General features: G+C 67.9%; 21 protein-coding genes. 14 read left to right on the top strand and 7 right to left on the bottom strand.

The features are described 5' to 3' along the window. Window positions 1-176 precede the first annotated feature (176 nt). The 6 genes from PHZ_RS13455 to PHZ_RS13430 all read left to right on the top strand — a co-directional run bounded on the left by PHZ_RS13455 (window position 177) and on the right by PHZ_RS13430 (window position 6,170). A protein-coding gene (locus PHZ_RS13455) for an IS3 family transposase (protein WP_407946656.1) occupies window positions 177-1,342 on the top strand; the annotation gives its coding sequence in 2 pieces (ribosomal slippage) (window positions 177-435 and window positions 435-1,342; 1,167 coding nt in all). A 175-nt stretch (window positions 1,343-1,517) separates the two neighbouring features. Continuing rightward, the gene (gene hxsB, locus PHZ_RS13450) at window positions 1,518-2,951 is read left to right on the top strand and encodes a His-Xaa-Ser system radical SAM maturase HxsB (RefSeq protein ID WP_012522968.1); all 1,434 of its coding nucleotides are present in this window, start codon (window positions 1,518-1,520) and stop codon (window positions 2,949-2,951) included. A gap of 1 nt (window position 2,952) precedes the next feature. Then, the gene (gene hxsC / locus PHZ_RS13445; RefSeq protein ID WP_012522967.1) at window positions 2,953-4,086 is read left to right on the top strand and encodes a His-Xaa-Ser system radical SAM maturase HxsC; all 1,134 of its coding nucleotides are present in this window, start codon (window positions 2,953-2,955) and stop codon (window positions 4,084-4,086) included. Then, complete coding sequence (locus PHZ_RS13440) at window positions 4,083-4,724, top strand: peptidoglycan-binding protein (RefSeq protein WP_012522966.1); 642 nt, start codon at window positions 4,083-4,085, stop codon at window positions 4,722-4,724. The genes hxsC and PHZ_RS13440 overlap by 4 nt, the downstream gene beginning before the upstream one ends. A gap of 4 nt (window positions 4,725-4,728) precedes the next feature. After that, window positions 4,729-5,514, top strand: a complete 786-nt coding sequence (locus PHZ_RS13435) for a potassium channel family protein (protein WP_012522965.1) — start codon at window positions 4,729-4,731, stop codon at window positions 5,512-5,514. Beyond that, complete coding sequence (locus PHZ_RS13430; protein WP_041373543.1) at window positions 5,514-6,170, top strand: hypothetical protein; 657 nt, start codon at window positions 5,514-5,516, stop codon at window positions 6,168-6,170. Before PHZ_RS13435 ends, PHZ_RS13430 begins: the two co-directional genes overlap by 1 nt. Here PHZ_RS13430 and PHZ_RS23845 read toward each other — a convergent pair. Next, a complete protein-coding gene (locus PHZ_RS23845; RefSeq protein ID WP_083770956.1) occupies window positions 6,144-6,410 on the bottom strand; it encodes a DUF4236 domain-containing protein in 267 nt (88 codons plus the stop codon). The two genes, PHZ_RS13430 and PHZ_RS23845, sit on opposite strands and share 27 nt — an antisense overlap. An 89-nt stretch (window positions 6,411-6,499) precedes the next feature. Between PHZ_RS23845 and PHZ_RS22210 the strand changes: the two genes are divergently transcribed. Then, window positions 6,500-7,333, top strand: a complete 834-nt coding sequence (locus tag PHZ_RS22210; RefSeq protein ID WP_083770954.1) for a DnaJ domain-containing protein — start codon at window positions 6,500-6,502, stop codon at window positions 7,331-7,333. An 18-nt stretch (window positions 7,334-7,351) separates the two neighbouring features. On the opposite strand, the gene PHZ_RS13420 is transcribed toward PHZ_RS22210, so the two are convergent. Together PHZ_RS13420 and PHZ_RS13415 are read right to left on the bottom strand one after the other, a co-directional pair. Next, window positions 7,352-8,287, bottom strand: coding sequence for a hypothetical protein (locus PHZ_RS13420; protein ID WP_148216868.1), 936 nt, complete (start codon window positions 8,285-8,287; stop codon window positions 7,352-7,354). A gap of 113 nt (window positions 8,288-8,400) precedes the next feature. After that, window positions 8,401-10,131 (bottom strand): hypothetical protein, encoded by a 1,731-nt coding sequence (locus tag PHZ_RS13415; protein ID WP_148216867.1) that lies wholly within the window; start codon window positions 10,129-10,131, stop codon window positions 8,401-8,403. A gap of 105 nt (window positions 10,132-10,236) precedes the next feature. Between PHZ_RS13415 and PHZ_RS13410 the strand changes: the two genes are divergently transcribed. Beyond that, window positions 10,237-10,437, top strand: a complete 201-nt coding sequence (locus PHZ_RS13410; RefSeq protein WP_041373540.1) for a hypothetical protein — start codon at window positions 10,237-10,239, stop codon at window positions 10,435-10,437. Window positions 10,438-10,486: 49 nt separating this feature from the next. Here PHZ_RS13410 and purU read toward each other — a convergent pair whose 3' ends face one another. After that, on the bottom strand, window positions 10,487-11,329 hold the full coding sequence (purU, locus tag PHZ_RS13405; protein WP_012522963.1) for a formyltetrahydrofolate deformylase: 843 nt from the start codon (window positions 11,327-11,329) through the stop codon (window positions 10,487-10,489). A 183-nt stretch (window positions 11,330-11,512) separates the two neighbouring features. Between purU and PHZ_RS13400 the strand changes: the two genes are divergently transcribed. Then, a complete protein-coding gene (locus tag PHZ_RS13400; protein WP_049758251.1) occupies window positions 11,513-12,163 on the top strand; it encodes a JAB domain-containing protein in 651 nt (216 codons plus the stop codon). Further along, the gene (locus tag PHZ_RS13395) at window positions 12,160-13,035 is read left to right on the top strand and encodes a DUF7146 domain-containing protein (RefSeq protein WP_041373539.1); all 876 of its coding nucleotides are present in this window, start codon (window positions 12,160-12,162) and stop codon (window positions 13,033-13,035) included. Before PHZ_RS13400 ends, PHZ_RS13395 begins: the two co-directional genes overlap by 4 nt. Before the next feature lie 66 nt (window positions 13,036-13,101). On the opposite strand, the gene PHZ_RS13390 is transcribed toward PHZ_RS13395, so the two are convergent. The 3 genes from PHZ_RS13390 to PHZ_RS13380 form a co-directional block, all read right to left on the bottom strand. After that, complete coding sequence (locus PHZ_RS13390) at window positions 13,102-14,199, bottom strand: DUF917 domain-containing protein (protein ID WP_012522960.1); 1,098 nt, start codon at window positions 14,197-14,199, stop codon at window positions 13,102-13,104. Then, window positions 14,196-15,758 (bottom strand): hydantoinase/oxoprolinase N-terminal domain-containing protein, encoded by a 1,563-nt coding sequence (locus PHZ_RS13385; RefSeq protein ID WP_012522959.1) that lies wholly within the window; start codon window positions 15,756-15,758, stop codon window positions 14,196-14,198. The genes PHZ_RS13390 and PHZ_RS13385 overlap by 4 nt, the downstream gene beginning before the upstream one ends. 140 nt (window positions 15,759-15,898) lie before the next feature. Further along, window positions 15,899-18,379: a helix-turn-helix transcriptional regulator gene (locus PHZ_RS13380; protein WP_012522958.1), complete on the bottom strand. Its 2,481-nt coding sequence runs from the start codon at window positions 18,377-18,379 to the stop codon at window positions 15,899-15,901. A gap of 226 nt (window positions 18,380-18,605) precedes the next feature. Between PHZ_RS13380 and PHZ_RS13375 the strand changes: the two genes are divergently transcribed. From PHZ_RS13375 to PHZ_RS13360, 4 genes are all read left to right on the top strand, one after another. Next, complete coding sequence (locus tag PHZ_RS13375) at window positions 18,606-19,349, top strand: aspartate/glutamate racemase family protein (RefSeq protein ID WP_012522957.1); 744 nt, start codon at window positions 18,606-18,608, stop codon at window positions 19,347-19,349. Between the two features lie 30 nt (window positions 19,350-19,379). Then, window positions 19,380-21,575, top strand: coding sequence for a TonB-dependent receptor (locus tag PHZ_RS13370; protein ID WP_012522956.1), 2,196 nt, complete (start codon window positions 19,380-19,382; stop codon window positions 21,573-21,575). Between the two features lie 284 nt (window positions 21,576-21,859). Further along, the gene (locus PHZ_RS13365; protein ID WP_236611830.1) at window positions 21,860-22,312 is read left to right on the top strand and encodes an Lrp/AsnC family transcriptional regulator; all 453 of its coding nucleotides are present in this window, start codon (window positions 21,860-21,862) and stop codon (window positions 22,310-22,312) included. 159 nt (window positions 22,313-22,471) lie between these two features. After that, entirely contained in the window at window positions 22,472-23,584 is a 1,113-nt protein-coding gene (locus tag PHZ_RS13360) for an isovaleryl-CoA dehydrogenase (protein ID WP_049758425.1), read from the top strand. Window positions 23,585-23,636: the final 52 nt, after the last annotated feature.

Raw genomic sequence — 23,636 nt, 5'->3', positions numbered from 1 at the left:
GCGCAGGCCGCGAACGCCGCGAGGGTCAGCCTTCCTGAGGGTCTCGGCTGTCGCCCTTTCATCCGCAATGACTCCGTTTCCGGTCGCAGAATGGAGACCAGCCTCGACAGCACATGACCTGCCCCCTTCCTGATCCCTCGGTTTGAGTGAGAGTCCGTCACCCTGAGGAGACGGACGTGAAGAAGAGCAGGTTCAACGAGGCGCAGATCATCGGCGTGCTGCGGGAGCAGGAGGCCGGGAGCCCGACGGCGGAGGTTTGCCGGCGGCATGGGATCAGCGAGCAGACCTTCTACCGGTGGAAGGCGAAGTACAGCGGCATGAACGTGTCGGATGCCCAGAAGCTGAAGACGCTGGAGGACGAGAATCGGCGACTGAAGAAGCTCTTGGCGGAGTCCATGCTCGACGTGTCGGCGCTGAAGGACCTGCTGGGAAAAAACTGATCGGGCCTGCAGCGCGCCGGGAGGCCGTGCTTCGCCTGATGGCGGAGCGCGGCTTCTCGCAGAGGCGCGCCTGCGGGCTGGTCCAGGTCGATCCGAAGACAGTGCGCCGCGTGGCCCAGCCAGGCGATGCGGAGGTACGCGCCCGGCTGCGGGGCCTGGCGGCGGAGCGACGCCGCTTCGGCTACCGGCGGCTCGGCATCCTGCTCGAGCGTGAAGGCGTCAGCATGAACAAGAAGAAGCTCTTCCGGCTGTACCGCGAGGAGGGCTTGGCGGTGCGAAGGCGGCGCGGCCGCAAGCGCGCCACCGGCACGCGGGCGCCCATGGCGCTGCCGGACGGGCCGAACCAGCGCTGGAGCCTGGACTTCGTGGCCGACACGCTGAGCTGGGGCCGGCGCTTCCGGATCCTGTGCATCGTCGACGACTTCACCCGCGAGGCGCTGGCGCTGGTGGTCGACACCTCGATCGGCGGCCATCGCATGGCCCGCGAGCTGGACGCCCTGATCGCCCGGCGCGGCCGGCCGGCGACCATCGTTAGCGACAACGGGACCGAGATGACCAGCCGGGCCATGCTGGAATGGACCAACCGCACCGGCGTCGACTGGCATTACATCGCGCCCGGCAAGCCGCAGCAGAACGGCTTCGTCGAGAGCTTCAACGGCAAGCTGCGCGACGAGTGCCTGAACGAGGAGGTCTTCGCCAACCTCGCCGAGGCCCGGGCTGTCATCGAGCGCTGGCGGCTCGACTACAACCACGTCAGGCCGCACTCGGCGCACGGCGGACTGACCCCGGAAGCCGTGCGTCTGAACCCCGCGGCCGGCCGGCTGCGCAACTTGATCAGCTCCACCGCCCGGCCGCTACCGCCGGCGCTGGAGATCAGCTACCAACCCCCTGGGCTCTCATAATGATCGAGGGACCGGCGGGGGGCAGGTCACACATCATCCGTCCTCCCGACTGATCTCATACTCAAGCCAGGCGTTTCGCGGCGCAAGGTAGGTATCGGCTGTCGCCACAACTCCAGGACGCTATTGCAGCGCCTGATCGTGGCGCATAGGTTTCCCTGGGGTCGGGGGGCTTCCCATGTTGCGAACGTCGCCTCTGCGGGGCGGCAAGGTGCTGGTGTCGAGTGACCTCGGCGACTACGCCCTGCTAAGCGAGGACGAGGAGCGCCTGCGGCGGGCAGGCGGCGGCGGCCTGCCGGAAGCGCGCAGGCAGGATCTGCTCGCCCGCGGTCTGCTGACGACGCACGAATGTCCAGAAGACCTGCGGGCCGCCACCCTGCGGACGCGCAAGGCCTTCCTGATGGAGGGGCCGACCCTCCACATCTTCGTGGTCACGCTGAGGTGCGATCACAGCTGTCACTACTGTCAGGTTTCCCGCGCAGCCATAGGCGCGCCAGGCTTCGACATGAGCGAGGCCGATGCGGAAGCCGCGCTCGATCGGGTCTTCGAAAGCCCCGCGCGGGATCTCACCATCGAGTTCCAGGGCGGGGAGCCGGCTCTGCGATTCGATCTCGTGAAGCGGATCGTCCAGAGCGCCGTCGGTCGGAATGCCGGCGGCGGCAAGGCGCTACGCTTCACGATGGTCTCGACCCTGCACCATCTGAACGCCGAGGATCTGGCGTTCTGCGCCGAACATGACATCCATCTGTCAACGTCGATCGACGGACCTGCGCAGATCCATGATGCGCAGCGCCCGAACCCCACGCGCGACGCATTTTCCAGGACGATCGAGGGTCTCGACCGGGCGCGAGCCGTGCTTGGGGCCGATGGGGTTGCGGCGCTGCCGACCGTGACGCGCGCCGCGCTGTCCGATCCACGCGGACTGATCGACCAGTACCGGGAGCTGGGCTTTCGTTCGATCTTCCTGCGCCCCCTCAGTCCCTACGGGTTTGCGCGCAAGACGCGGCGGGTGCACGGCTACGACACGGACGTCTTCGCCGCTTTCTATCGGGAAGCGCTGGCCTACATCCTGGAGCTCAATGCGGCGGGTCAGCCGATGGAGGAGGTCTACGCCAGCATCCTCCTGCGGCACATCTGGAGCCCGTTCCATTCCGGCTATACCGATCTGCGCTCGCCGGCCGGCGCCGGTCTGGGCGTGATGGTCTACAACTACGATGGGATCGCCTATCCGTCGGACGAAGCTCGTATGGCGGCGGAGACGGGGGACCGCCGCTTCGCGCTAGGAAGGGTCGACCAGTCCCTGGACACACTGCTGGCGTCGCCGGCGATGGCCTGGCTTGCCCAGGGGGCCGTGGCGGAACGGCTGCCCGGCTGCGCCCAATGCGCCTTTGTGCCGTTCTGCGGAGCCGACCCTGTCCATCATGCGGTGCTGACCGGCGAACCGGCCGGCGTGCATCCGGGCAGCGACTTCTGCCAGCGGCAGACCGCGATGTTTGAGCTGCTCTTCGAGCATATCGATCGCGGCGAGCCCGAGACGCTGCGCACCTTCCTGGCCTGGGCCTTCCGCAGGTCCCGCGACGAGGTTCGCGCACCTGGCTACGTGGAGCGCTGAGATGGCGCTCGCGCTTCATACCCACGCGCGCGTCGAGGGCCTCGAGCGGACTGAGCTGCTGAAGGTGCTGAGCCCGCAGGAGGCGGCGCAGTCCCACCTCTCGTCGCAGGATGTTCTGCTCTGGCGAGGGGATGAGGCGCCCCTTGAGCGCGCCGACGCCTCGGGATTGCGGGTGGGGACACGCCGTGATCCGCGCGTCGTGCAGCCGGGCGACGTGGTGCGCCTGCGGCCGGGCTCCACGCTCCTGTCGGTGCTCTACCGCCGAGGCGCCAACGCCAACACCCTGTTCGCCACGGAGCGGTGCAACAGCTACTGCCTCATGTGCTCGCAGCCGCCGCGGGATGACGACGACAGCTGGCGCGTCGATGAGCTTCTCAGGCTCATCTCCCTGGTCGACCCCGACGAGCCGCAACTGGGCGTCACGGGCGGCGAGCCAGCTCTGCTGGGGGAGGGGCTGGCGCGCGTGCTTCGGGCCTGCCGGGAATATCTGCCGGATACGCACATCCCCGTGCTCACGAACGGACGCCTGTTCAGGAGCCGCGAGCTCGCCGAACAGCTTCAGGGCGCCCATCCGGAAGGGCTCAGCTGGTGCGTTCCCCTCTATGCCGACATCGCTGCGATCCACGACGTCGTGGTCGAGGCGGAGGGCGCCTTCGAGGAGACGCTGCAGGGGCTTTACGAACTTGGTCGGCTTGGCGCCCGGGTCGAAATCCGGGTCGTGCTGCATAAGCTGACCATTCCTCGGCTCCCGCAACTCGCCGCCTTCATCTACCGGCGCCTGCCCTTCGTCCGTCACGTCGCCCTGATGGGCCTCGAACCGATGGGCCTGGCCCGGCGCAATCGCGATCGGCTCTGGATCGATCCCGCCGACTATGTGGAGCCGCTCACAGAAGCGGTGTTCCACCTGTCCAACCGAGGGATCTCGACCTCGATCTACAATCTGTCGCTCTGTGTCCTGCCGCGGGCCCTGTGGCCTTATGCGCGACAGTCGATCTCAGGCTGGAAGAACGTCTACGCCGACGGCTGTTCAGGCTGCGCGGTGAAGGACCATTGCGCCGGCTTCTTCGTCTCGGCCGGGCCGGACTGGAAAAGCCGCGCCGTACGCCCCCTGTCGATCGAGGAGTTCGCCGCATGAGCTGGCGTAATCGTCTGGCGCTTCTGCTCGGCGCCGCGAGCCCCTTCGCGCTGCAGGAGCCGGCGGCGGCCGCCCCGTCGTCAGGGCCGAGCGTGGGCGAGGTTCCGGAGACCGCGACCGCGACCCAGGCGCTCGAGTTCTGGTCTGATCCGGCTCTGGCGGGGCAGCTCCTGCAGCTGGCCCGGCACCGTAGCCATTCCAGCCATCGCAGCCACAGCAGCCATCGCTCTCACGTCTCTGGCTCCGGCCATGCGTCGCACTACTCGAGCACGCCCTCCTACACTCCGCCGGCGCCCGCGTACCGGCCGGCGCCGCCACCCGCCACGGCCAGGCCGCCGGCGCGAATTTACGCGCCCTCGACGTCAGCGCCATCGAGCGCCTCAGGCGCGCCAGCGGCGGTCGGGGCCGATCCCAGCACGGCGGCGCCGGCCGAAAGGCTGGGGCAGGACGAGATCACCAGCTTCGTCCAGCGGGTGCAGATCGCCCTGATCATCAAGGGCTATGATCCTGGTCCGGCAAACGGCGTCCTGTCCTCAAAGACGAAGGAGGCTTTGCGCGCCTTCCAGGCGGCGACGGGGCTGACCGCCACCGGCGCCATGGACATGGACACCCTGAACGCCCTGGGCGTGCTGAAGTAGGCGGATGGGCGGCGCCAGGGACATCGCGAACCGGCTGAGGGCGCAGCTGGACCCGACCTGGCGAACGGCCGGGCTGTCGCCCCTGAACCGCCTGCTGGTCGGTGCGATCATTGCCTCGGTCACCTTGACAGTGATCGAAACCGAACCCGCGATCGCTTCCGGGCGCGAGACTCTCTTTCGGGCGGCGGAACTCGCCTTCGGCGTCCTGTTCGCGGCGGAGTACGGCGCACGGCTCTGGCTGGCAGGCCACGGTGAAGGCTCACGCTGGGCGCACCGCCTCAGCTGGATGATGAGTCCAGCGGCGCTTCTTGACCTCGCCGCGCTGCTGCCGATGCTTATGCTGCCCGGCACGCCGGCCGCGATGCTGCGCATCCTGAGGCTCATGCGTATCGTGCGCCTCGCCCGGCTTGGCCGCTTTTCAGCGGCCTGGACGCTGATCGCAGACGCCGTGGAGGCCCGGCGCTATGAGCTCGGCTTGAGCTTCGGAGCGGCGCTGATCGCGATGCTGCTCGCCGCCTCGCTGCTCTACGTCGTGGAGAGTCCCTCTCAGCCGGAGGCGTTCGGAAGCATCCCGCGGGCGCTCTGGTGGGCGGTCATGACCCTCACGACAGTCGGGTACGGCGACGTCTACCCACAGAGCTCTGTGGGGAAGGCGTTGACCGGCGTGTTTGCGGTCGTCGGAATCGGGCTCATCGCAGCGCCGACCGGCATCCTCGCGGCGGCTTTCAGCGACGCCTGGCGGGCGCGGACCTCGCGTAGCGGATCTGAAGAATTCAGGGAGACGAACTGATGGCGCGGCGGCGCAAGGACCAGGGCGGCGGAATTTTCGTCCTGATTGGCTTGCTTCTTGCGGCGATCGCCTTGATCGGGCCGTTCGTGATCGCCGGCTGGGCCATCCTGGCGGAGCTGAAGGCCAGGCGCTTCTCCCAGGGGCGGCGGGCCAGCGACCTCATCTCGCCGGCTGAAGCGGCTGAAATCGGTGCATGGGAGCTTCGTCTCCGCGCGCTCGAGGATGAAGCGGCGGCCATCGAGCAGGACGGCGACGGCCGTGGTCTTGCGCGACGGGCGGACGGCCTGTTCGACGCACGCAGCACCGAGGGCCGGAGCCTCAATCTGGAGCTCGAAGCGCTGGCGCGGGAGCATGCCCTCTCTTCGTCCGGACTCGAGGCCGTGAAGGCGCGCGTCGCGGGCCGGATGGGAGACTGGTTGAAGGCGAGGTCGACGGTCATCGGCACGCGGGCGGCTCTTGTGACCTTTGCCGGCGTGTTCGCCGTCATGACCCTCAGCCGGCTGAACGAGACGGGGGTCGCCTTCAGCGTGTCTACGCTGCTGTACGGAAGCGGCGCAGATGGCGGCGAACGTATCCTCGCAAGTGCGGTCGCCACTGCGGCCGCGGCGGCCGCGCTCTTGATTGCAAGGTCATCGGCCCGTGCGTCGCTCTCTTAGCGCCTGTTCAAGCAGGCGGCGGCCATCATCGACGGGCGTCTCCGCTGGCCGCGGCGCGTTCGGAATGACATGGCTGACCGAAACGCCGCTGCCAGGCAGGCTGGCCGTGATGCGCCTGTGTCGGCGCCCGAACGTGGCGCGGAGTCCCCGCACGCCAACGGTCAGCGATGGGCCGCCCCGGGAGAGGTTGAGCCACACATTTCTCAGAAGCGGTATCCGCCAGAAGAAGCGCCAAGCCATCAGTCGCCTGCCAGGTTTGCGCGGGAGCTTAACCCGTCGTGGGACGCCATGCGACCGGCTGCGGCATCCGTCGAGCAGTGAGAACAGGCGTGCGTGACCATTACGAAGTTCTGGGCGTGTCTCCGGAGGCCGAAGACGTCGTCATCGATGCGGCCTACCGCGCGCTGATGAAGCGCCACCATCCGGATGTACGGGGTGGGGCAGGCGAAGCGCGCGCGAAGGAAATCAATGAAGCCTATCGCGTGCTTCGCGATCCGGACGAGCGCGCCAGATATGATCGGACGAACGGCTCCGGCCGGAGCTCGGCGGCAAGCGGGCGTGCGCGTCCCTCATCTCCCGAACCGCCGGCCAGACCCGCGCGAGCCGCCCGGCCGCCCGTCCCAACGCCGGCCCCAGCGCCGCCCCTGCCGCTCAAGGGCAAGCTGAGCCTGGCGGGCTGGGCGTCCATCGGCCTGGCGAGTGTCATCCTGGTTGGGGCCATGGGATCGCTGCTCGGCGCTGCTGAGACAACAGCGCCTGGACCCGCGGCGGATGTGGCGCCGGCGGACGCGGCGGCGGAGGAGGACGTCAGCACGTCTGGCCCGGCGGCGGCGCCCGCTTCGCAGATGCCCGAGGATGAGGCGTCGAGCGAGGTCGCCGACGCTCCAGGAGCTCAGCCGAGCTTTGATTGCGGGCGAGCCGACACGGACGTCCTGCGGATGATCTGCATGATCCCCGACCTTGCGAACGCCGACGTCCGGCTGGCTTCGGCGTACCAGACCGCGCTTTCGACGGCCGACGATCCCAGTCGCCTGCGTGACGAGCAACGCGCCTGGCTTGAGCGCCGGGACGCCGCGCCTGCCGATCCCCGCGTCCTGCTCAGCCTGTACCAAGCGCGAATGGCGGAGCTGACGGGGCCCTCGTCGGACGAGCCCATCTTCTAAGGCGCGGTGAGGGCCGCCTTACTTCACCTGGCAGGCGGCGACGGCGGCGAGGCGCTCAGGGGTGTAGCCCGCGGCCGCGGCAAGCGCTTCAAGCCGCACGGGCGAGATCTCCTCGGTGACGAGATGCGCGCCTTTCATCGGCGGTTTGACGCGCGGCAGGATCACCATCTCGACCCCGTCAGGAATCCCGAGGTAGCCGCGGATGTCGCTAGGACCCGCCGGCCGGTGGCCGGGCCGACAGCGGTCCCCGCTGATGTCCGGCCGGGATTCAAATGGCGCTCGCAGCGCCTGTTCCTCCGGGCCGCAGCGCAGCTCGCGCGGGATCGGACCCAAAGGCTGAGCGGGCCCCACCGCGCCGTACCGAAGGAGCTGATGGAGGGCGAGGCTGGCTTCGCCAAACGCAGGCCCGGTGTCATTGACGATCGCGAAGCTTGAACGACCGTTCCAGCGCACCCATGCGACCGCGCCCACGAGCGAGCCCCTGGCCCTGGGTGCGACCAGACCGGGCACGGCCGCAGAGTCGACATAGACCGCCTTCCCGTCGCGCGTGTGCTTCAGGCTCGTGGTGGACAGGTAGGGGCGGACCGTTCCGCCGCCGACCGCAGGGGTCGGCGGCCCAGCTCTCGGACGGCCCTTGCCACCGCCAGCGATGCTGCGCCCGCCCCCCTGACAGCTGACGAGCCCGGCGCCTGGGGTGAGGGGCTCGACCTCCATGGCAAAGACGCAGAATTCGGGGGTGCCCGGGCCGAACCCGCCAGCCTCGGCCTTGAACCAGGCCGCGCGACACTGCGCGGCGTGGACCTTGCTGCAGCTCAGCCAGCCCTGGCCGCCCCGCAGGTTCACGCCGTTCGCAATGTAGGTGAAGCCGTGGTCGCCGGGGGTATAGGACCCCGCCGCGCCATCAGGGTTCACGGCCAGCCCTTTGCGGATGACGAGCGCGTCGCCGACCACCATGGCGCCGTCGGCAGCCGGGGTGGGGCAGGCCGCCTTCGACGGGACCGGCAGGAGCGTCGTGGCCGCGACAACGACCGCAATCGCCCTCGAGCGGCGCTTGCCTGGGCGCGGTGTCATTGGGCCGAGAGCAGCTTCGGATGCCAGTCCTTGGCGCAGGGCGCCGACTTGCGCGCCGCCTGGATTTTCGCGCGATCGGCGTCCGCCAGCTGGCTGGAGATTTCGAGCCTGTTGATCTCGAAAGAGTCTGAGGTGGACGGCGCGAAGGCGCCCCGGATCGCCACTTCGGTGTCCTGCGGGGTGACGCCGATCGCCCAGAATTGCGAGGCGACGTCAGGGCCATCGCTCGGCAGGTAGGCGTAGCAGCCGACCTTTGTCAGGAGGGGCCCGGCGCCTTCGTTGGTGAAGTAGCGGAAGGTGTCGGTGCTGAGGTCGGGCGGGGTCGCCTTGAAGATGCGCTTGTCCGCATCGATGACCGTCGGCTTGTCCGTGAAAAGCTGTCGCGCGTGCTCGAGCCATTCCGCTCCGTTCGGCGTGACGAAGAAGTGCGCATAGGCGCTGTCGAGCTCGACCGCTGAGCGCATCTGGGTCGTGGTCGGATGCGCGCCTTTGGGCGGCGGCGGCGGCGGTGTTTCAAGGAGGCTCACGCCGACGGCGCTAAGCTTGTCCTTCTTGGCCTTCAGGCAGGCGGTCTGCTCCAGATTCTTGTCCGCCTCGGTCTTGCCGCCCAGGTTGGCGTGGGTTCTGGCCATCGCCCACAGGACGAGGGCCTGGTCCGTCTCGGTCATGCCGAGCGTCCCCAGCCTCATCGAGATGTTCGCGCAGGCGGGCTGCGCCGTCGCCGCGGATGTGGCGGCGGTGAAGGTCTGGAGGTCGTTGGAACCCTTCAACGCATCCTGGACGACGTCTCTGACCGTGGTTGGCGTGTTCGAGGCGTCTCTCAGCAGCGGCGTGTTGAGGATCCCGTCCGCCGACTGGTCCTTGAAGAGATCGGGTCTGAGCTTCGGCTCCTCGAGCGCGAAGAGGGAGGCGACGTTCTCCAGCCGGGCTTCAATGCGCAACGTCTTCTTCTGGCCGCCGAGCCCGGTGTCGGCCTCCCACTTGGGGTTTGTGACGCTGCCCAGAGTGGGGTTCACGCTGAGCGTCACCGCCAGGTTCGCGACCTGATTGTCGCCCGCGCCCTCGAGGGTGTTGGTGACGGCGCCCTTGATCTTGGTGACCACCGGGGCGGGAGCTTTTGCGAGACCGGCGAGCAGGCCGGCGAAGTCGCTCGAGGCCTTGACGAGATCCTGCGTGGGCTTGTTCCGCACGCGCGCTGAGGGGGCGATGCGGAAGCCGAGCGCCGAGTACGTCACCGTGTCAAACAGCGGGGAGACGTACTCCATCTTCTCCATGCGAATGTTGCATTTTGAAGGGCCCCAGAACTTGTCCTCGATCGAAATTTCCGCCGGCGTAAGCTCAGCTGCAGCATAGCCAGGCGGCGTGGCCGTGAACCCCACCGTGAGCGTCCTGTCCGCGGTGGCCAGGCGCTCGATCAGCTTTCCGAAGTCGGTGTTCTTGTCGATGATCCCCTTCGACGGGCAGTCGCCCGTCAGCTTCATCGTCGCCTCGGCGTCGCCGTAGGTCACAAACACCCTCGCCCGCGCGTAGGTCTGCTTGTCGTAGGCGTAGGCCGGCCAGGCCTTCAGCTGGGTCTGATTGTCCGTCGTCTGCGCGGCGGCTCCGCCCGCGGCCCCAAGGCCAAACGCGCACGCGGCGCCGCAGAGCGCCCCCACTCTTGGCAACATCGTAGTCCCCCAAACATCCCACCACGACGCAGCTTGAGCGGGAACTTGCAGGGGCGTCAACCGCGCCGTGCGAATTGCGCCGACAATGTTCGAAGAACGATGATCACATAGCGTTCGGATAAGCTCGGACTCCGCGCTTCTGCAGAATCGTGGCCGTTTCCGGCCGTGGACCTGATCACGTGCGCAGACGAAACGGATGCGACCGCTTCCGCGGCGGCCAGGGTGATTCAGGACGCCGCGCTGCTCGCTATGGTGGCCGACCTGCGTCGGATGATCGATCGGGAATTCCAGCCTGCACTGCCGGTCGCGATGAACGACAACGTCCTTCGTCCGCATGACATCGCCCCGCTGAGTTCGCGGCGCTGACCGCCGTCGCCCGGCGTGAGCGAGCGTCTCACCTTTCGGGCGTCACAGCCTAGTCGGTGAAGACCACGGTCTTGCGGCCGTTCAGGAGCACGCGGTCCTCCAGATGCCAGCGGACGGCGCGGGCCAGGACGCGGCGCTCGATGTCGCGGCCCTTGCGGACCAGGTCGCGCGGATGGTCGCGGTGGCTGATGCGCTCGACGTCCTGCTCGATGATCGGACCCTCGTCGAGGTCGGCGGTGACGTAGTGGGCGGTCGCGCCGATCACCTTCACGCCGCGGGCGTGCGCCTGGTGGTAGGGCCTGGCGCCCTTGAAGCCCGGCAGGAACGAGTGGTGGATGTTGATGCAGCGGCCCTCGAGCTTGCCCGACAGATCGTCCGACAGGATCTGCATGTAGCGGGCGAGCACCACGAGCTCGGTCCCGGTCTCCTGGATCAGCTTCCAGAGCCGGGCTTCCTGCTGCGGCTTGGTGTCGGCCGTGATCGGCAGGTGATGGAAGGCGATGCCGTGCAGGTCGGTGTGCGGATAGGTGGACGCCGGGTGGTTGGAGACCACCGCGGTGATGTCCATCGGCAGCTCGCCCTGGCGCCAGCGCCAGATGAGGTCGGCCAGGCAGTGGTCCTGCTGGGACGCCAGGATCATCACCCGGCGGCGCTCGCCGCGGGCGCGCATCTGCCACGTCATGCCGTACTGTTCGCCGAGCGGAGCGAAGGCGTCGCGCCAGGCGGCCACGTCGGCCTGACCCGGGTCGAAGACCACGCGCATGAAGAACCGGCCGGTCTCCTCGTCGTCGAACTGCTGGGCGTCGAGGATGTTGGCGCCGCGCTCAAAGAGCAGGGCGGAAACCCGGGCCACGATGCCGGGCTGGTCGGGACAGGATAGCGTCAGGATCATCGAGGCCGCCCGTGCCAACCTCAGTGAGCCCGGTCAAGGCTGACACAGGGTGACCCTGTCCAGTTGGTCTGGCCGTGCTTCCGGAGCCAGGGCTGGGGGGGCAGCGGAGCCTGGAGGAGGAGGAAAGAAGGGCTGGGAGGGGCGGTCCCGCGAAGGGGGCCGTGCTGTTCCCAGGAGGCCGCGATGGATGCGGCGATCAATCAAGCCGGCGATTCTGAAGCCGCAGCTCAGCTGAGCGATGCTGAGCTGGTTGCGCGGGTTATCGACCCGCGCCGCCGCTCTCGCGACAGCGAGGCTCGCGCGCGGCTCTGCCTCGAGAGTTGCGGCGGCCTCGGGCCGGCGCTGGCGCTGGCCGATCCGCGACTGGAGCGGCAGATCGGAGCCGAGGCCTGCCTGCAGCTGCGCCTGGTTCGCGAGGCCTCGATCCGAACCACGCGCGGCGCAGTCATCTCGAGGCGCTTCGACGCCAATGCGAAGCGGACCCACGACTACCTGCGCGCGCTGCTCGAATTCGAGACGCGGGAGTCCTTCCGCGTGATCTTCCTCGACGCGTCCGGCGCGTGGAGCAGCGACGAAGAACTTGGTCGCGGCACCGTCGATCATGCGCCGGTGTACGTCCGTGAAGTCATGAGGGAGGCTCTGCGCCGCGACGCCGCCGCACTGGTGCTGGTCCACAACCACCCGTCCGGAGATCCGACACCCTCGGCCGCGGACGTTCAGGTGACCTCAGAGATCGCAGCGGCCGCATCAGCCCTGGGCATGAGCGTCAAGGATCACCTGGTGGTCGGGTCGCATGGCGTCGCGAGCTTCCAGGCGCTGGGGCTCCTGTCATGATCCCGACCCTGGCCGGCGTGGTTCGCGTTCTCGGCGGGGAGCTCTATGCCGGTGGACGGCAGGCGAGCATCGCGGGACCGGGCCACAGCTCCAGCGACAGGTCCGTGTCCCTGCGCCTCACGCCCGACGGCAGGGTCCTGATCCACTGCTTTGCGGGAGATGACTGGCGGGACGTCAGCGCGCTGCTGCTCAGGTCAGGCCTGGTCGACAGGTCGGGACGCCTGATCGGAAGTGTGCCCCAGGAGCAGGCGACGGACCGATCCCTGACGGAGCGGCGCCGGGCCGCGGTCGAGTTATGGGACGCAGGCCAGCCGATCGCCGGCACGCTTTCCGAACGGCATCTGTGGCGAAGAGCCATCCGGCGGCCAGGCGGTGAGCGGCTCAGGCACTGCGGCCTTACGCCCGTTCTCGTCTATGAAGGCGCAGGCGCCCGCCGGCCGGCGCTCCTCGCCCTGCTGACCGATGCCGAGGACCGACCTTGCGGACTTGAGGTGACCTACCTGTCCGCTTCCGGTGACAAGGCGTTGATGCGCACCCCGCGGAAGCTCGTGGGCCTGTCCCCGCCGGGAGCCGCGGTTCGCCTTGATCGGGCGGGCGATACGCTGCTGGTGGCGGAAGGGGTCGCCACCGCTCTTTCGGCTTCGGAGGTGTTCGGCCTGCCCGCCTGGGCCCTGCTGTCCGCGGGAAGGTTGCAGCGATGGACGCCACCTCCCGAAGTCAGCCGCGTCGTCATCGCGGCGGATTCAGGTGCGGTTGGAATAGCGGCGGCTCGTATCCTCATGGATCGAGTGAGAGTGTCGGGCCGTAACGTGGAGATCGCGTCGCCACCGACAGGCTATGGTGATTGGAACGAAGCGGCTGCCGCGGTCTGACCTTCCCGTCGGACGACGGTGCTCAGGATCGCGGGTCGATGCGCTGTTCGGTTGAGGCGTGGACAGCTAGCCCGATAAGGATGCAAGCGGCGCGTATGTCTCGGTCAGCCCGAACCCCTTCGGCCCCACGATCGGAAGCGCGGCTTCCGTCGTGAGCTGCGGGGGGGCGGCGCAGGCGACGACGGAAACGCGCTGGCCGTAGGTCAGCCGTTCGGTGGGAATGGCGTGGGCGGTCTCCGAGTCGACGATCGTCAGAAGGTCGGGCACGATGCAGCGCAGCTCCCCGTCCACCGTCACGCTCAGGTTCTCATTCTGGAAGACCACCGTGGCCGTCCCGGCGCCGCCCAAGGCTTCGATCCTGCAGGTCCCGAACACCCAGCCGTCACGGGTGACCCGCTCAACTGAGGTGATCTTCCCTTCGAAGACGCAGCGCGCGTCGCCATAGAGCGGCTGGTCGCAGAGGGCGGCCAGCAGCCGCTCCACCGGAGGACGTCCGGCGTACTGCTTGCCTGCCACGGCGCGGCCGATTTCGATGGCGGCCGTGAGGGTGCCAGGCACCGAGGCTCTCCGAACCTGCGCGCCCGTCATCGGGTAGCAGGACATGCACCCTGCCGCCCCCATCGCGGCGACCACCGGCCGCGCGAATTCCTCGGCCTTCCTGCCATCCTCGGTCTCGAACAGGATGACGTTGCCGTGCTCATCGGCGAGGGTCATCGGTGCGCACCGGACGCCCGCGATATTGAAGCTGGTCATCTGAAGCTGAGGGAAGGCGCGCCCCATTCCGTCCGCATCGACGATCGGAAGCCCGCGCAAGGCGGCGTAGGCGACCGGCATCATGGAATTGCAGCCGCCGATCTCGAGCGAGATGATGGCGCTCGCCGAGCGTCCCAGGAAGCGCTCAAGCGACCGGACCGCGCGGTCCTGATCCTCAATCGAGAAGAGCTTCTCGATCATCACCGTCGGCGCGCCCATGGCGGCCGCGCCGAAGACCGCAGCGTCGTCCGCCAGCTGGGCGACGTCGATCAGCGGCGCCGGACCATAGCGCCCGATCGCCTCGCGGCAGAGCAGCGAGCCCAGGTAGGGGTCGCCGCCGCCGCCGGTGCCCAGGAAGGCGGAGCCGATGGCGAGATCTTCGATGTCGTCCAGGCCGATGTGGGTGATCATTGGTGAGCCTCCGTCGCCGCCAGATCACTCACTGCTCGGCAGATGACCCGGGTCGCCCCTCCGGGCAGGTATTGAATGGGGTTGGCTTCCAGATCGACGATCTCGAGGCCCTCTTCGGTCCCGCCGGCTTCGAGCACCTTCTGCCGGGCGAGCGTCTGAGCGTCTGCGAGCGCCGCCTCTCGGTCGGCCGGCGAGTTCACGGAGTAGATGCGATCGACTTCCCCGCTGACCTGGCCGATCGCAGCGCCGATTGCGTTGGCGACTTCGGCGTGCGCGGGACGGAAGAGTTCGGAAATGCCGGGCGGCGCTTCGCGCACGAGGATGCCGCCGCCTCCCACAAGGATCGCAGGCATGTCTTCCGGGGCCGTCTTGATGCGGTCCACGGCCTCGGCGATCAGGCGGTCGATTTCCTGGCGCGCCGCCGCCTTCAGGGGCTCGTCTATGCCGGCCACCCGCGCCTTGTCCCCGAAGTCCGCCCAGCCGGAAGCGACCGCGATGTCGCTGGTCGTCAGGGTGTCGCCCCCGAAGATGAGCGCCTTCTGGCGGAGGGCGTAGCCCACGGAACGTGGGCCAACCGAGACACGATCGCCGTCGCGGACCACCAGGCTGCCGCCGCCCAGGCCTGTCGAGAGGATGTCAGGCATGCGGAAGTTCGTGCGGACGCCGCCAACATCGACGTGCACCGAGGACTGACGCGGAAATCCGTTGGCGAGCACGCCGACGTCGGTCGTCGTGCCGCCGATATCGATCACCACCGCGCTCGCCTGGCCCGTGAGCCAGGCCGCGCCGCGAAGGCTGTTCGTCGGACCTGCGGCGAAGGTCAGCACGGGATGGCGCCGGAGCTGATCGGCGCTCATCAGCGTGCCGTCGTTCTGGCTGACGTACCAGGGACAGGTCAGCTTCAGCCCGATAAGGGCGTCGCCGAACGCGCGCGCGACCTTCGCGGCAAGCGGACGGAGGCTGGCGTTCATGATGGCGGCGTTTTCGCGCTCGAGAAGCCCGGCGCGTCCGAGCTCTGAGGAGAGGGTGACGCCCACGCCCGGCGCTACGCGTGAGATGATCTCGGCGGCTTCGGCTTCCTGTTCTGCGTTCAGCTGGCTGAAGATGCAGGACACCGCGATCTGCGAGATTCCAGCCGCGACCGCCTGGCGGGCGGCGCCGGCCACGGCCTCGGCATCGAAGGCCGAGATGCGACCGCCGTCAAAATTGAAGCCGCCGGGAACCATAAGGCTGTCGCCATGAACGACGGCGCGGACGTCCTCAGGCCATCCCGAGAATGGCGGTACGCCACGCGAGGCGGGCGCGCCGATCCGCAGGGCGAAAACCCTGGTGAGCTCGCGCCGCTGCACGAAGGCGTTGGTGAAGTGCGTGGTGCCGATCATCACGGCCCGGATGGCCTCGGCATTCACCTCAGCCTCCAAGATCAGCGCCTCGATCGCGGCGATGATCCCTGATTTCACGTCGGCGGTCGTCGGGCGCTTCACCGCCGCGACCACCTCCCGGCCCCGGATCAATGCGGCGTCCGTGTTGGTGCCGCCGACATCCACCCCAATTCGCATGACTTTCCCAATCCTCTGCAGGCGGCAAGTCGTGCGACGAAGCGTCGGGGAGGGGCAACGACAGCGCTTAGGAGGGGGATGGATCTACCTGGTAGTCGCTGAGGTGCGCCGCATGCGCAGAGACTACTAAAATGCGTAGCTCAGATGGCGCTCAGCTCCTTCGCCCGGTGAACGGCGGCGAGCCGGTCGTGGACGCTGAGCTTTCGATAGATGCTCTTCAGATGGAAGCGGACCCCGTGCTCGCTCATGTCGAGCATGCGTCCGATGACCTTGTCGCTTCCGCCCTCGGAAAGGGCCTTGAGAACGTCGATCTCGCGCGCCGAGAGCAGGGGATGTTTCGAGCCCTCCGCCGCGCGACTTGAGCTCTGCAACGTGCTGATAAAGCGCTTCAGGTCTGAGCGCGCAGGCGCGGCCTCTCCGAGCCGGGCGACCGCGCGGGCGACGACAGGGCTCATGACATGCTGTACGGCCTGCCGCGCACCCAGGTCCGCCGCCAGGACGATGGCCCGGCGCAGTTCCGCATCGGCGTCCGGATTGCTCTCGTGCGCAGCGAAGGCCGCGAGCGCGAGCTGGTAGCGCAGGGTGGAGCGGGCGAGCCTGCGGCTTTCGCTACTCTCGGAAACCTCGCGCAGGCCGCGCACCGCTGCGGCGGCGTCACCCTGCCGCCATCGAAGCCAGGCTCTGGCGAGGTGATGGGCTTCCTCTTCCTGCCAGCTCGGAGCGACGTCCAGGGGCGCGAGATCCCCGGGGGGATCTGGCGGGGCGCTTCCCGTGCGGAGCCACGCCTCGCCGGCGAGGATGATGGCGAGGTTCTGCAGCAGGGCCGCGACCCGGGGCAGACCCTGAGCGATCAGCCTGCGTCTCTGATCCGCCAGGGCTTCGATCGCGGGCCCCAGGCCATGGTCCACGGCGATCAGTCGCGCCATGGGCTCGTAGGCGGCGGCGTAGACATCGAACCAGGCTTCGGAGTCCGGCATGCGGTAGGCCGACTTCCGCACCGACGCGCGCGCGCTTGAGAGCTGGCCCAGCTCGTACTCCAGTGAGGCGGCGAGCGCTGACATGACGGTCTCGGCGCCGCGGTCTTCGGGGAACTCCTGCCGCCACCGGCGCCGGGCGTCATTGAGAGCCGCTCGCGCCTTCTTGAGGTCGCCCTGGGCGAGGTGAATGTTCGCCTCGTGGAGGGACAGAAACAACAGGTTGTACCGGGAGTCCGCGCTTCGGGCGTGCACCCGGGCGTCGATGAGATTGGCCAGGGCGGAATCGAAGCGCGCCCGCTGCGTGTGCAGAATGCAGGCGAGGGTGGAGAGGAGCGATTTCCAGTCCGGCTCGTCGACCGACCGGGCGACGATGGCGTGGAAGCGATCGAGGTCGGTGTCGCGCTGCAGGACGCACCCATAGGTCAGGAGCGTGATCCGCACGACTTCATGATCGCGCTCCAGACTGGGCGTCTGGGCGCAGGCGTCGGCGTCTATCGTTGCGAACAGCTCCTGGGCTTCGGAGATCCGGCCCGTCTTCATGAGGACGATGCAGCGCATCAGCTGCAGGATGGGCGACCGCGAGAGGAGAATATCGCCCGCCTGATCGACAAGTTCGCGGATCGCCGGGAAGCCGTGCGTCATCCAGATCAGCAGGGAGCCTCGGTCGGCGATGAGCCGTTCGATCTCCGCCTCGCGACCGGCGCTGCGAAACAGACGCGCCGCGACGACCAGGTCGCCCCGACCCTCGAACTCGCGCGCGGCGTGCGCGAGGGACTCGACCTGTCGATGGCTGGGAAGTTCTTCGAAGCGCGTCGTCAGCCAGTGACGCAGCGCGGGCTGGACGATCAGCTTGCTGCCCTGGCGCTCGATCAGCCCGGCGATCTTTGAACTTGCACGCATGATGGCCTGCTGTTCGTGCGATCGCGTCACACCTCGCCGGTCGGCGTCGACCTCGATGGTCTCGGTGATGCTCGCATGGATCAGGGCCTCAAGCTCCTCGCTTGAGAGCACCGGGGCGATTTCCTGTTCGATGTATCCATCAAGGCCTGAGGCCGCGAGGATAGCCGGGACCTCCCAGTCCGCCTCGTCGGGCGGCGCCTGCTGCGCCCACCTGCTAAGGAGGGAGCAGGCGGCAGGCCAGGCGCGGCCGAGGTCTCCGACCACACGCTTGAACCGCGGCGGGACGCGGGCCAGCCGGAGGCGAAGCTCGCCGTCGCTGAGCTTCAGGCTGCGCCAGTCGATGATCGTCGCCGCGCCATCAGCGACCAGCCGCGCCAGCGCCAGGTCTTTCAGATGGTGGATGGACAACCACAGTCGCGGCGCGTCCTGGGACGGGAAGCGGACCGACAGCGCCTCTGAAATTGCGCCGCGATCCGCGCCCTGCAGACCATCGACGATGATCAGCTGATCGGCGCCGGCCTGCAGGATGGCTTCGGCGGCCGCGTCTGGGGCGAGGCGATGCTGCGCACGGTCGAAACGACGGATCGACGCCGATGGCGTGTTCTGGATCAGTCCCTGAGCCCGCGTGAGCACCTCTGACTTGCCGAAGCCGGGCGGCGCGCAGAGAACGACGATGCCAGGGGTGCTGCTGAGGGGGCCTGCAAGCGACGCAGCCTTGCGCGCGCCAGCCTCGGCATCGGTCATGGTTCGCACTGCGCGCTCCTCGGGCCTGCGCTCATGTCGCGCCTCCAGCCATGCCGGACGTCCCGCGTGGCGCCAACCAGTACTACTCGTATTGGTAGTTGTGAATATTCTGCGACAGGCCGTAGCTACTAAGCAGGGTTGGGCCTCTCCCTAATGCGAATGTTGTTCTGTCGGCCGTCCGCCCGCCAACTGTCCGCACAACAGACCGGCAGATGCGAGCGCGGCCATGACGACGATCCACCTCATCACGCCCGTCACGACGAGGGGCATTCGGGACCTGAAGGAAATCGCGCATCTGGAGAGCCCGTCGCTCTCGTTCACCCACTCGCTGCTCGACCGCGGCCCGTCCTCGATCGAAAGCGAGTTCGATGAAGCGCTGGCGGTTCCGGACACGATCGTCAGAGCGATCGAGGCCGAACAGGCGGGCGCTGACGCGATCATCATCGACTGCATGGGTGACCCGGGGCTGAAGGCCGCCCGTGAGGTGGTGAAGATCCCGGTCCTCGGTCCCTCGGAAACCTCGATGCATCTGGCCGCCATGCTCGGTCAGAAGTTCAGCGTCGTCACCGTCCTGAACTCGGTGAAGCCGATGCTGGCCAATCTCGCGCGCGTCTACGGCGTCTACGAGAAGCTGGCTTCCATCCTGGTGGTCGATATCCCCGTGCTGGAGCTCGAACAGCGGTTCGCCGAAGTCCAGAGCGCCCTGGCGAACTCGGCCCTGCAGGCGGTGGAGCGCGACGGCGCCGACGTGATCGTGCTGGGCTGCACGGGCTTCCTCGGCTGCGCTGCGGCGATCGAAGAGCATCTGCAGAGCGCCGGCCATGACATCCCGGTGATCGACCCCATTCCAGCGACCGTCTGTGTCGCCGAGGCCGTGGCCAAGGCCGGGCTTCGCCACAGCAAGCGCACCTACGCCACACCCAGAGCCAAAGAGATCATCGGCTTCAACATTCCAAGGACCGCCGTCTGAGCGGATCTTCTCGGGGAGGGGACTTCAATCATGAGCAACGTCGTTTCTAAGGGGCGCCTGCTGCTGCTGGCGACCGCCGCCGCCTGCTTGCCTGCGGCGGTCCAGGCGCAGGCTCCCGCCACAGGAGCCGCGGCCCAGACGGAGGCGAACGCCGCCGCCAGCGAGACCGCCCTCGACGTGGTCGTCGTCACCGCGCAACGGCGCGTGCAGCGCGGTAATGACGTCGGCATCGCGATGAATGTGGTCTCGGGCGGCGAACTGGAAGCCGCTGGCGTGAGACAGGTGGTCGATCTGGCGACCCAGACGACGAATGTGCAGATCAAGAACACGCTCGGCGGCAGCGTGCCGAACGTGACGATCCGCGGCATCGGCCTGAACGACTACGCCTCGAACAACAATCCCGCCGCGGGCGTCTACGTCGACAACGTGTACCTCGTCTCGCCGGCGATGCTTTCGTTCGGCCTCTTCGATGTCGATCGGGTTGAGGTGCTGAAGGGGCCGCAAGGCGATCTCTACGGCCGCAACACCACGGCCGGCGCCATCAACATCATCAGCAAGCGACCGACCGAGGCCGCCGACGCCGAGTTTCAGGTCGGCTACGGGACCTACGACAGCTGGCTGCTGAACGGAGCCGTCGGCGGCCCCCTCGCGCCCACCCTGGCTGGCCGCTTCGCCTTCACCACCGAGCAGCAGGCCTCAGGCTGGCAGCGCAACTACGTGACGGGCGAGCGCAACGGCAGGATCGACCGAACCGCGGCGCGCCTGCATCTGGAATGGACCCCGTCAGAGGCGGTGACCGCTCTGCTCAGCGCGCACGCCGGTTACGACCGTTCGGACCAGTCGCTGTACAAGGTCGACAATGTGCTGACGACCGACGAGGACGCCTTCGCCGGGCGGCCCCGGATCGCCGGCGCCAGCAACAATCCCGAGGTCGATCTGAAATCGGCCGGGGTTTCGCTGACGGTGGACTGGGCCCTGGCGGAAGGCCTGACCCTCACGTCGATTTCGGCCTACGAGCGCTTCACTCGCGTGGACGTCGGCGACCAGGACGGGACGCGGCTGCGGCAGCTCGACAGCACCTTCCGCAACCGCATCAATCAGACCTCGCAGGAGCTGCGGCTCGCCTATTCGCGAGAGGCGCTGACCCTGATCGGCGGCGCCTACTACTCGCGAGACACCGTCGCCACCCAGGACAGCTATGACGCGCCCGATCTGCTTCCGCTGCTTGGCCTGAGCGGCATCTCGACGATCGGCAACCGCTACCACCAGCGCACCAAGGCCTATGCGGTCTTCCTGCACGGCGAGTGGGAGATCGTCCCGAAGCTGACCCTGGTGAGCGGCATCCGCTACACGAAGGAGCGCAAGAGGCTCGATGATGCGACAACCTTCCTGGGGCCGACCGGCGGCGGGGAAGTGGATGTCTTCGCGCCCGTCGAGAACTTCTTCCGGACCTCGAACGTCTCGGGGAAGCTCGGCGTCAACTACAAGCTTCTGGATGACACCCTGCTCTATGCGAGCGTCAGCCGCGGCTTCAAATCGGGCGGTTTCCAGGGGCAGCTGACGTTCGATCCCTCGGCCCTGACGCCCTTCGACGATGAAAAGCTCACCGCCTACGAGGTGGGCGTGAAGAGCCGGGTCCTTCCGAACCTTCAGGTCAACGCCTCGGCGTTCAACTACGACTACGAGGACTCGCAGTTCTACGGGCCGCTCTTCGACTCTCCGGTGGGTGTCCTGTTCGGCATCACCAACGTGGGCGACGCCCGGGTTCGTGGTGTCGAGGGCGACGTGACCTGGAGACCTGTGGCCGGCCTCGATCTGCGCGTGGGCGCCGGCTACATCGACACGGAGATCACGAGGTCCATCGTGCCTGGCGTGGCGAAGGGCAGCCGACTGCCGAACGCCCCCGAGTTCACGCTCAACGGTTCGGTGAAATACGCCTGGACCGTGACCGACGACGCGGAAGCGGACATCTCCCTCTCGGCCGCCTATCAGAGCCGCGTCGCCTTCGACATCGTCCGCAATCCGCCGGAAGCTCGCGAGGGCGGCTACACCACCGTGAACGGTGAAGCTGGGCTGAACCTCGGTGAGAATTTCCGGATCGCGGTCTGGGGCAAGAACCTGTTCAACGAACTGCATCGCACCCAGGCCCTCTTCACGAGCGCCGGCTGGAGCGAACAGTACAGTGCGCCGCGCACCTTCGGCGTGAAGCTGTCCTGGCAGAACTGATCGACACCTTGAGCCGGGGCGGGGCGTTGCTCCGCCCCGGCCACAGGGCTCGCCGCTCGGGCGCGATATGAAGCGAGCGGGGCCCAAGGCCCTTAGCTAGCGACGAGCCCCGTTATTTTTTCAGGCAGCCCCGCTTGCGTTCCCCTGTGGCGCCGCTCGCCTCTGCGTGTCCGAACAGCGGTCGGCGTCGCTGGGACCGCCAGGCTCCCGGCGCCTGCGCCTGACGACTGCCTTGCTGAACGACGGGGGTCAGGAGCATGGACGCGACGGGTGAGCTCGATGAGATGGACCTGCGCATTCTGGACGTGATCCAGAGGCATCCGCCGATGTCGACCGCGGATCTCGCGGACAAGGTCGGCCTGTCCCAATCCCCGTGCTGGCGGCGCCTGACCCGCCTGAGGGAGGAAGGCTACATCCTGGATCAGGTGACCCGCCTGAATGCGGAAAAGCTAGGCTTCCATACCGTCGTCTTCGCGAGTGTCCGGCTGTCGGCCCACGGCCGCACCAACCTCAGTGAGTTCGTGGAGGCGGTCTGCCGGATCCCGGAGGTCATGGACTGCTACCCGACGATGGGGCCCTTCGACTTCCTGCTCCGCATCGTCACCCGCGACGTCGAGAGCTATCGGCAGTTCGTGTTCGGTCGCCTGCTCACCATGCCGACGGTCCAGGAGGTCAACTCCACCATGACCATGGCGAGCGACAAGAGCTCCACGGCTCTGCCAATTCGTTTTCGGTAAGCCGAGCGTTGGTTCGCGAATTGGCCAATTCGCCCGATCGCGGTTTCGACGGGTTGATGGCGCCCTGCAAGGCGACATCCCATCACCGCGCGACGCAACGTCGTTGCATGGGGGAGGTCGGCCGTGTCGCTTGAGTTTCAGCTGGGCGAGTCCGCGGACATGATCCGCGAGACCACGGCCCGGTTCGCTTCCGACAGGATCGCGCCACTCGCGGCCGAGATCGACCAGACCAACGAATTCCCGCGCCAGCTCTGGCCCCAGATGGGCGAGCTGGGCCTGCACGGGATCACCGTCGAGGAGGAGTTCGGTGGCCTGGGCCTCGGCTACCTCGAGCATGTCGTGGCCATGGAGGAGGTGTCCCGCGCCTCGGCCTCGATCGGCCTGAGCTACGGCGCCCACTCGAACCTCTGCGTGAACCAGCTTCGCCGCTGGGGCTCCGACGATCAGAAGCGCCGCTACCTGCCCAAGCTGATCTCGGGCGAGCACGTGGGCTCCCTGGCCATGAGCGAGGCGGGGTCGGGCTCGGACGTGGTCTCGATGCGGCTGAAGGCCGAGAAGAAGGGCGACCGCTACGTCCTGAACGGCACGAAGTTCTGGATCACCAACGCGCCGCACGCCGACACCCTGATCGTCTACGCCAAGACCGATCCGGACGCCGCGAGCCGCGGCATCACCGCCTTCATCATCGAGAAGGAGTTCAAGGGTTTCCGCGTCTCGCAGAAGCTCGACAAGATGGGCATGCGCGGGTCCGACACCGGCGAGCTGGTGTTCGAGGACTGCGAGGTGCCGGAAGAGAACGTCATGGGGCCGCTGAACGGCGGCGTCGGCGTGCTGATGAGCGGCCTCGACTACGAGCGCGCCGTGCTTTCGGCGGGCCCGCTGGGCATCATGCAGGCCTGCATGGACGTGGTCCTGCCCTACGTCCGCGAGCGCAAGCAGTTCGGCAAGCCCATCGGCTCGTTCCAGCTGATGCAGGGCAAGATCGCCGACATGTACGTCGCCCTGAACTCGGCCCGGGCCTACGTCTATGCCGTGGCCAAGGCGTGCGACGCCGGCATGACCACGCGCTTCGACGCCGCCGGCGCCATCCTCATGGCCAGCGAGAACGCCGTGAAGGTGTCGCTGGAGGCCGTCCAGGCCCTGGGCGGCGCGGGCTATACGCGAGAATATCCGGTCGAGCGATTCCTGCGGGACGCGAAGCTGTACGATATCGGCGCCGGCACCAACGAGATCCGGCGCTTCCTGATCGGGCGGGAGCTGTTGGGCGGATGAGGCGCGTCCATCAGCCTGTCCGATCCCGACGACGGCCATTCTCCACGTCGCT

The organism is Phenylobacterium zucineum HLK1 (assembly GCF_000017265.1).
In the GTDB taxonomy this organism is placed as follows: Bacteria; Pseudomonadota; Alphaproteobacteria; order Caulobacterales; family Caulobacteraceae; genus Phenylobacterium; species Phenylobacterium zucineum.
This window is presented reverse-complemented; position numbering and strand designations above follow the sequence as displayed.

Bases quoted from the DNA above. Each gene is read 5' to 3' on its own strand.
- hxsB (WP_012522968.1), top strand. From the start codon at position 1,518: ATGTTGCGAACGTCGCCTCTGCGGGGCGGCAAGGTGCTGGTGTCGAGT.
- hxsC (WP_012522967.1), top strand. From the start codon at position 2,953: ATGGCGCTCGCGCTTCATACCCACGCGCGCGTCGAGGGCCTCGAGCGG.
- PHZ_RS13440 (WP_012522966.1), top strand. From the start codon at position 4,083: ATGAGCTGGCGTAATCGTCTGGCGCTTCTGCTCGGCGCCGCGAGCCCC.
- PHZ_RS13435 (WP_012522965.1), top strand. From the start codon at position 4,729: ATGGGCGGCGCCAGGGACATCGCGAACCGGCTGAGGGCGCAGCTGGAC.
- PHZ_RS13430 (WP_041373543.1), top strand. From the start codon at position 5,514: ATGGCGCGGCGGCGCAAGGACCAGGGCGGCGGAATTTTCGTCCTGATT.
- PHZ_RS23845 (WP_083770956.1), bottom strand. From the start codon at position 6,410: ATGGCTTGGCGCTTCTTCTGGCGGATACCGCTTCTGAGAAATGTGTGG.
- PHZ_RS13420 (WP_148216868.1), bottom strand. From the start codon at position 8,287: ATGGTGGTCGGCGACGCGCTCGTCATCCGCAAAGGGCTGGCCGTGAAC.
- purU (WP_012522963.1), bottom strand. From the start codon at position 11,329: ATGATCCTGACGCTATCCTGTCCCGACCAGCCCGGCATCGTGGCCCGG.
- PHZ_RS13400 (WP_049758251.1), top strand. From the start codon at position 11,513: ATGGATGCGGCGATCAATCAAGCCGGCGATTCTGAAGCCGCAGCTCAG.
- PHZ_RS13395 (WP_041373539.1), top strand. From the start codon at position 12,160: ATGATCCCGACCCTGGCCGGCGTGGTTCGCGTTCTCGGCGGGGAGCTC.
- PHZ_RS13390 (WP_012522960.1), bottom strand. From the start codon at position 14,199: ATGATCACCCACATCGGCCTGGACGACATCGAAGATCTCGCCATCGGC.
- PHZ_RS13385 (WP_012522959.1), bottom strand. From the start codon at position 15,758: ATGCGAATTGGGGTGGATGTCGGCGGCACCAACACGGACGCCGCATTG.
- PHZ_RS13380 (WP_012522958.1), bottom strand. From the start codon at position 18,379: ATGACCGATGCCGAGGCTGGCGCGCGCAAGGCTGCGTCGCTTGCAGGC.
- PHZ_RS13375 (WP_012522957.1), top strand. From the start codon at position 18,606: ATGACGACGATCCACCTCATCACGCCCGTCACGACGAGGGGCATTCGG.
- PHZ_RS13370 (WP_012522956.1), top strand. From the start codon at position 19,380: ATGAGCAACGTCGTTTCTAAGGGGCGCCTGCTGCTGCTGGCGACCGCC.
- PHZ_RS13365 (WP_236611830.1), top strand. From the start codon at position 21,860: ATGGACCTGCGCATTCTGGACGTGATCCAGAGGCATCCGCCGATGTCG.
- PHZ_RS13360 (WP_049758425.1), top strand. From the start codon at position 22,472: ATGATCCGCGAGACCACGGCCCGGTTCGCTTCCGACAGGATCGCGCCA.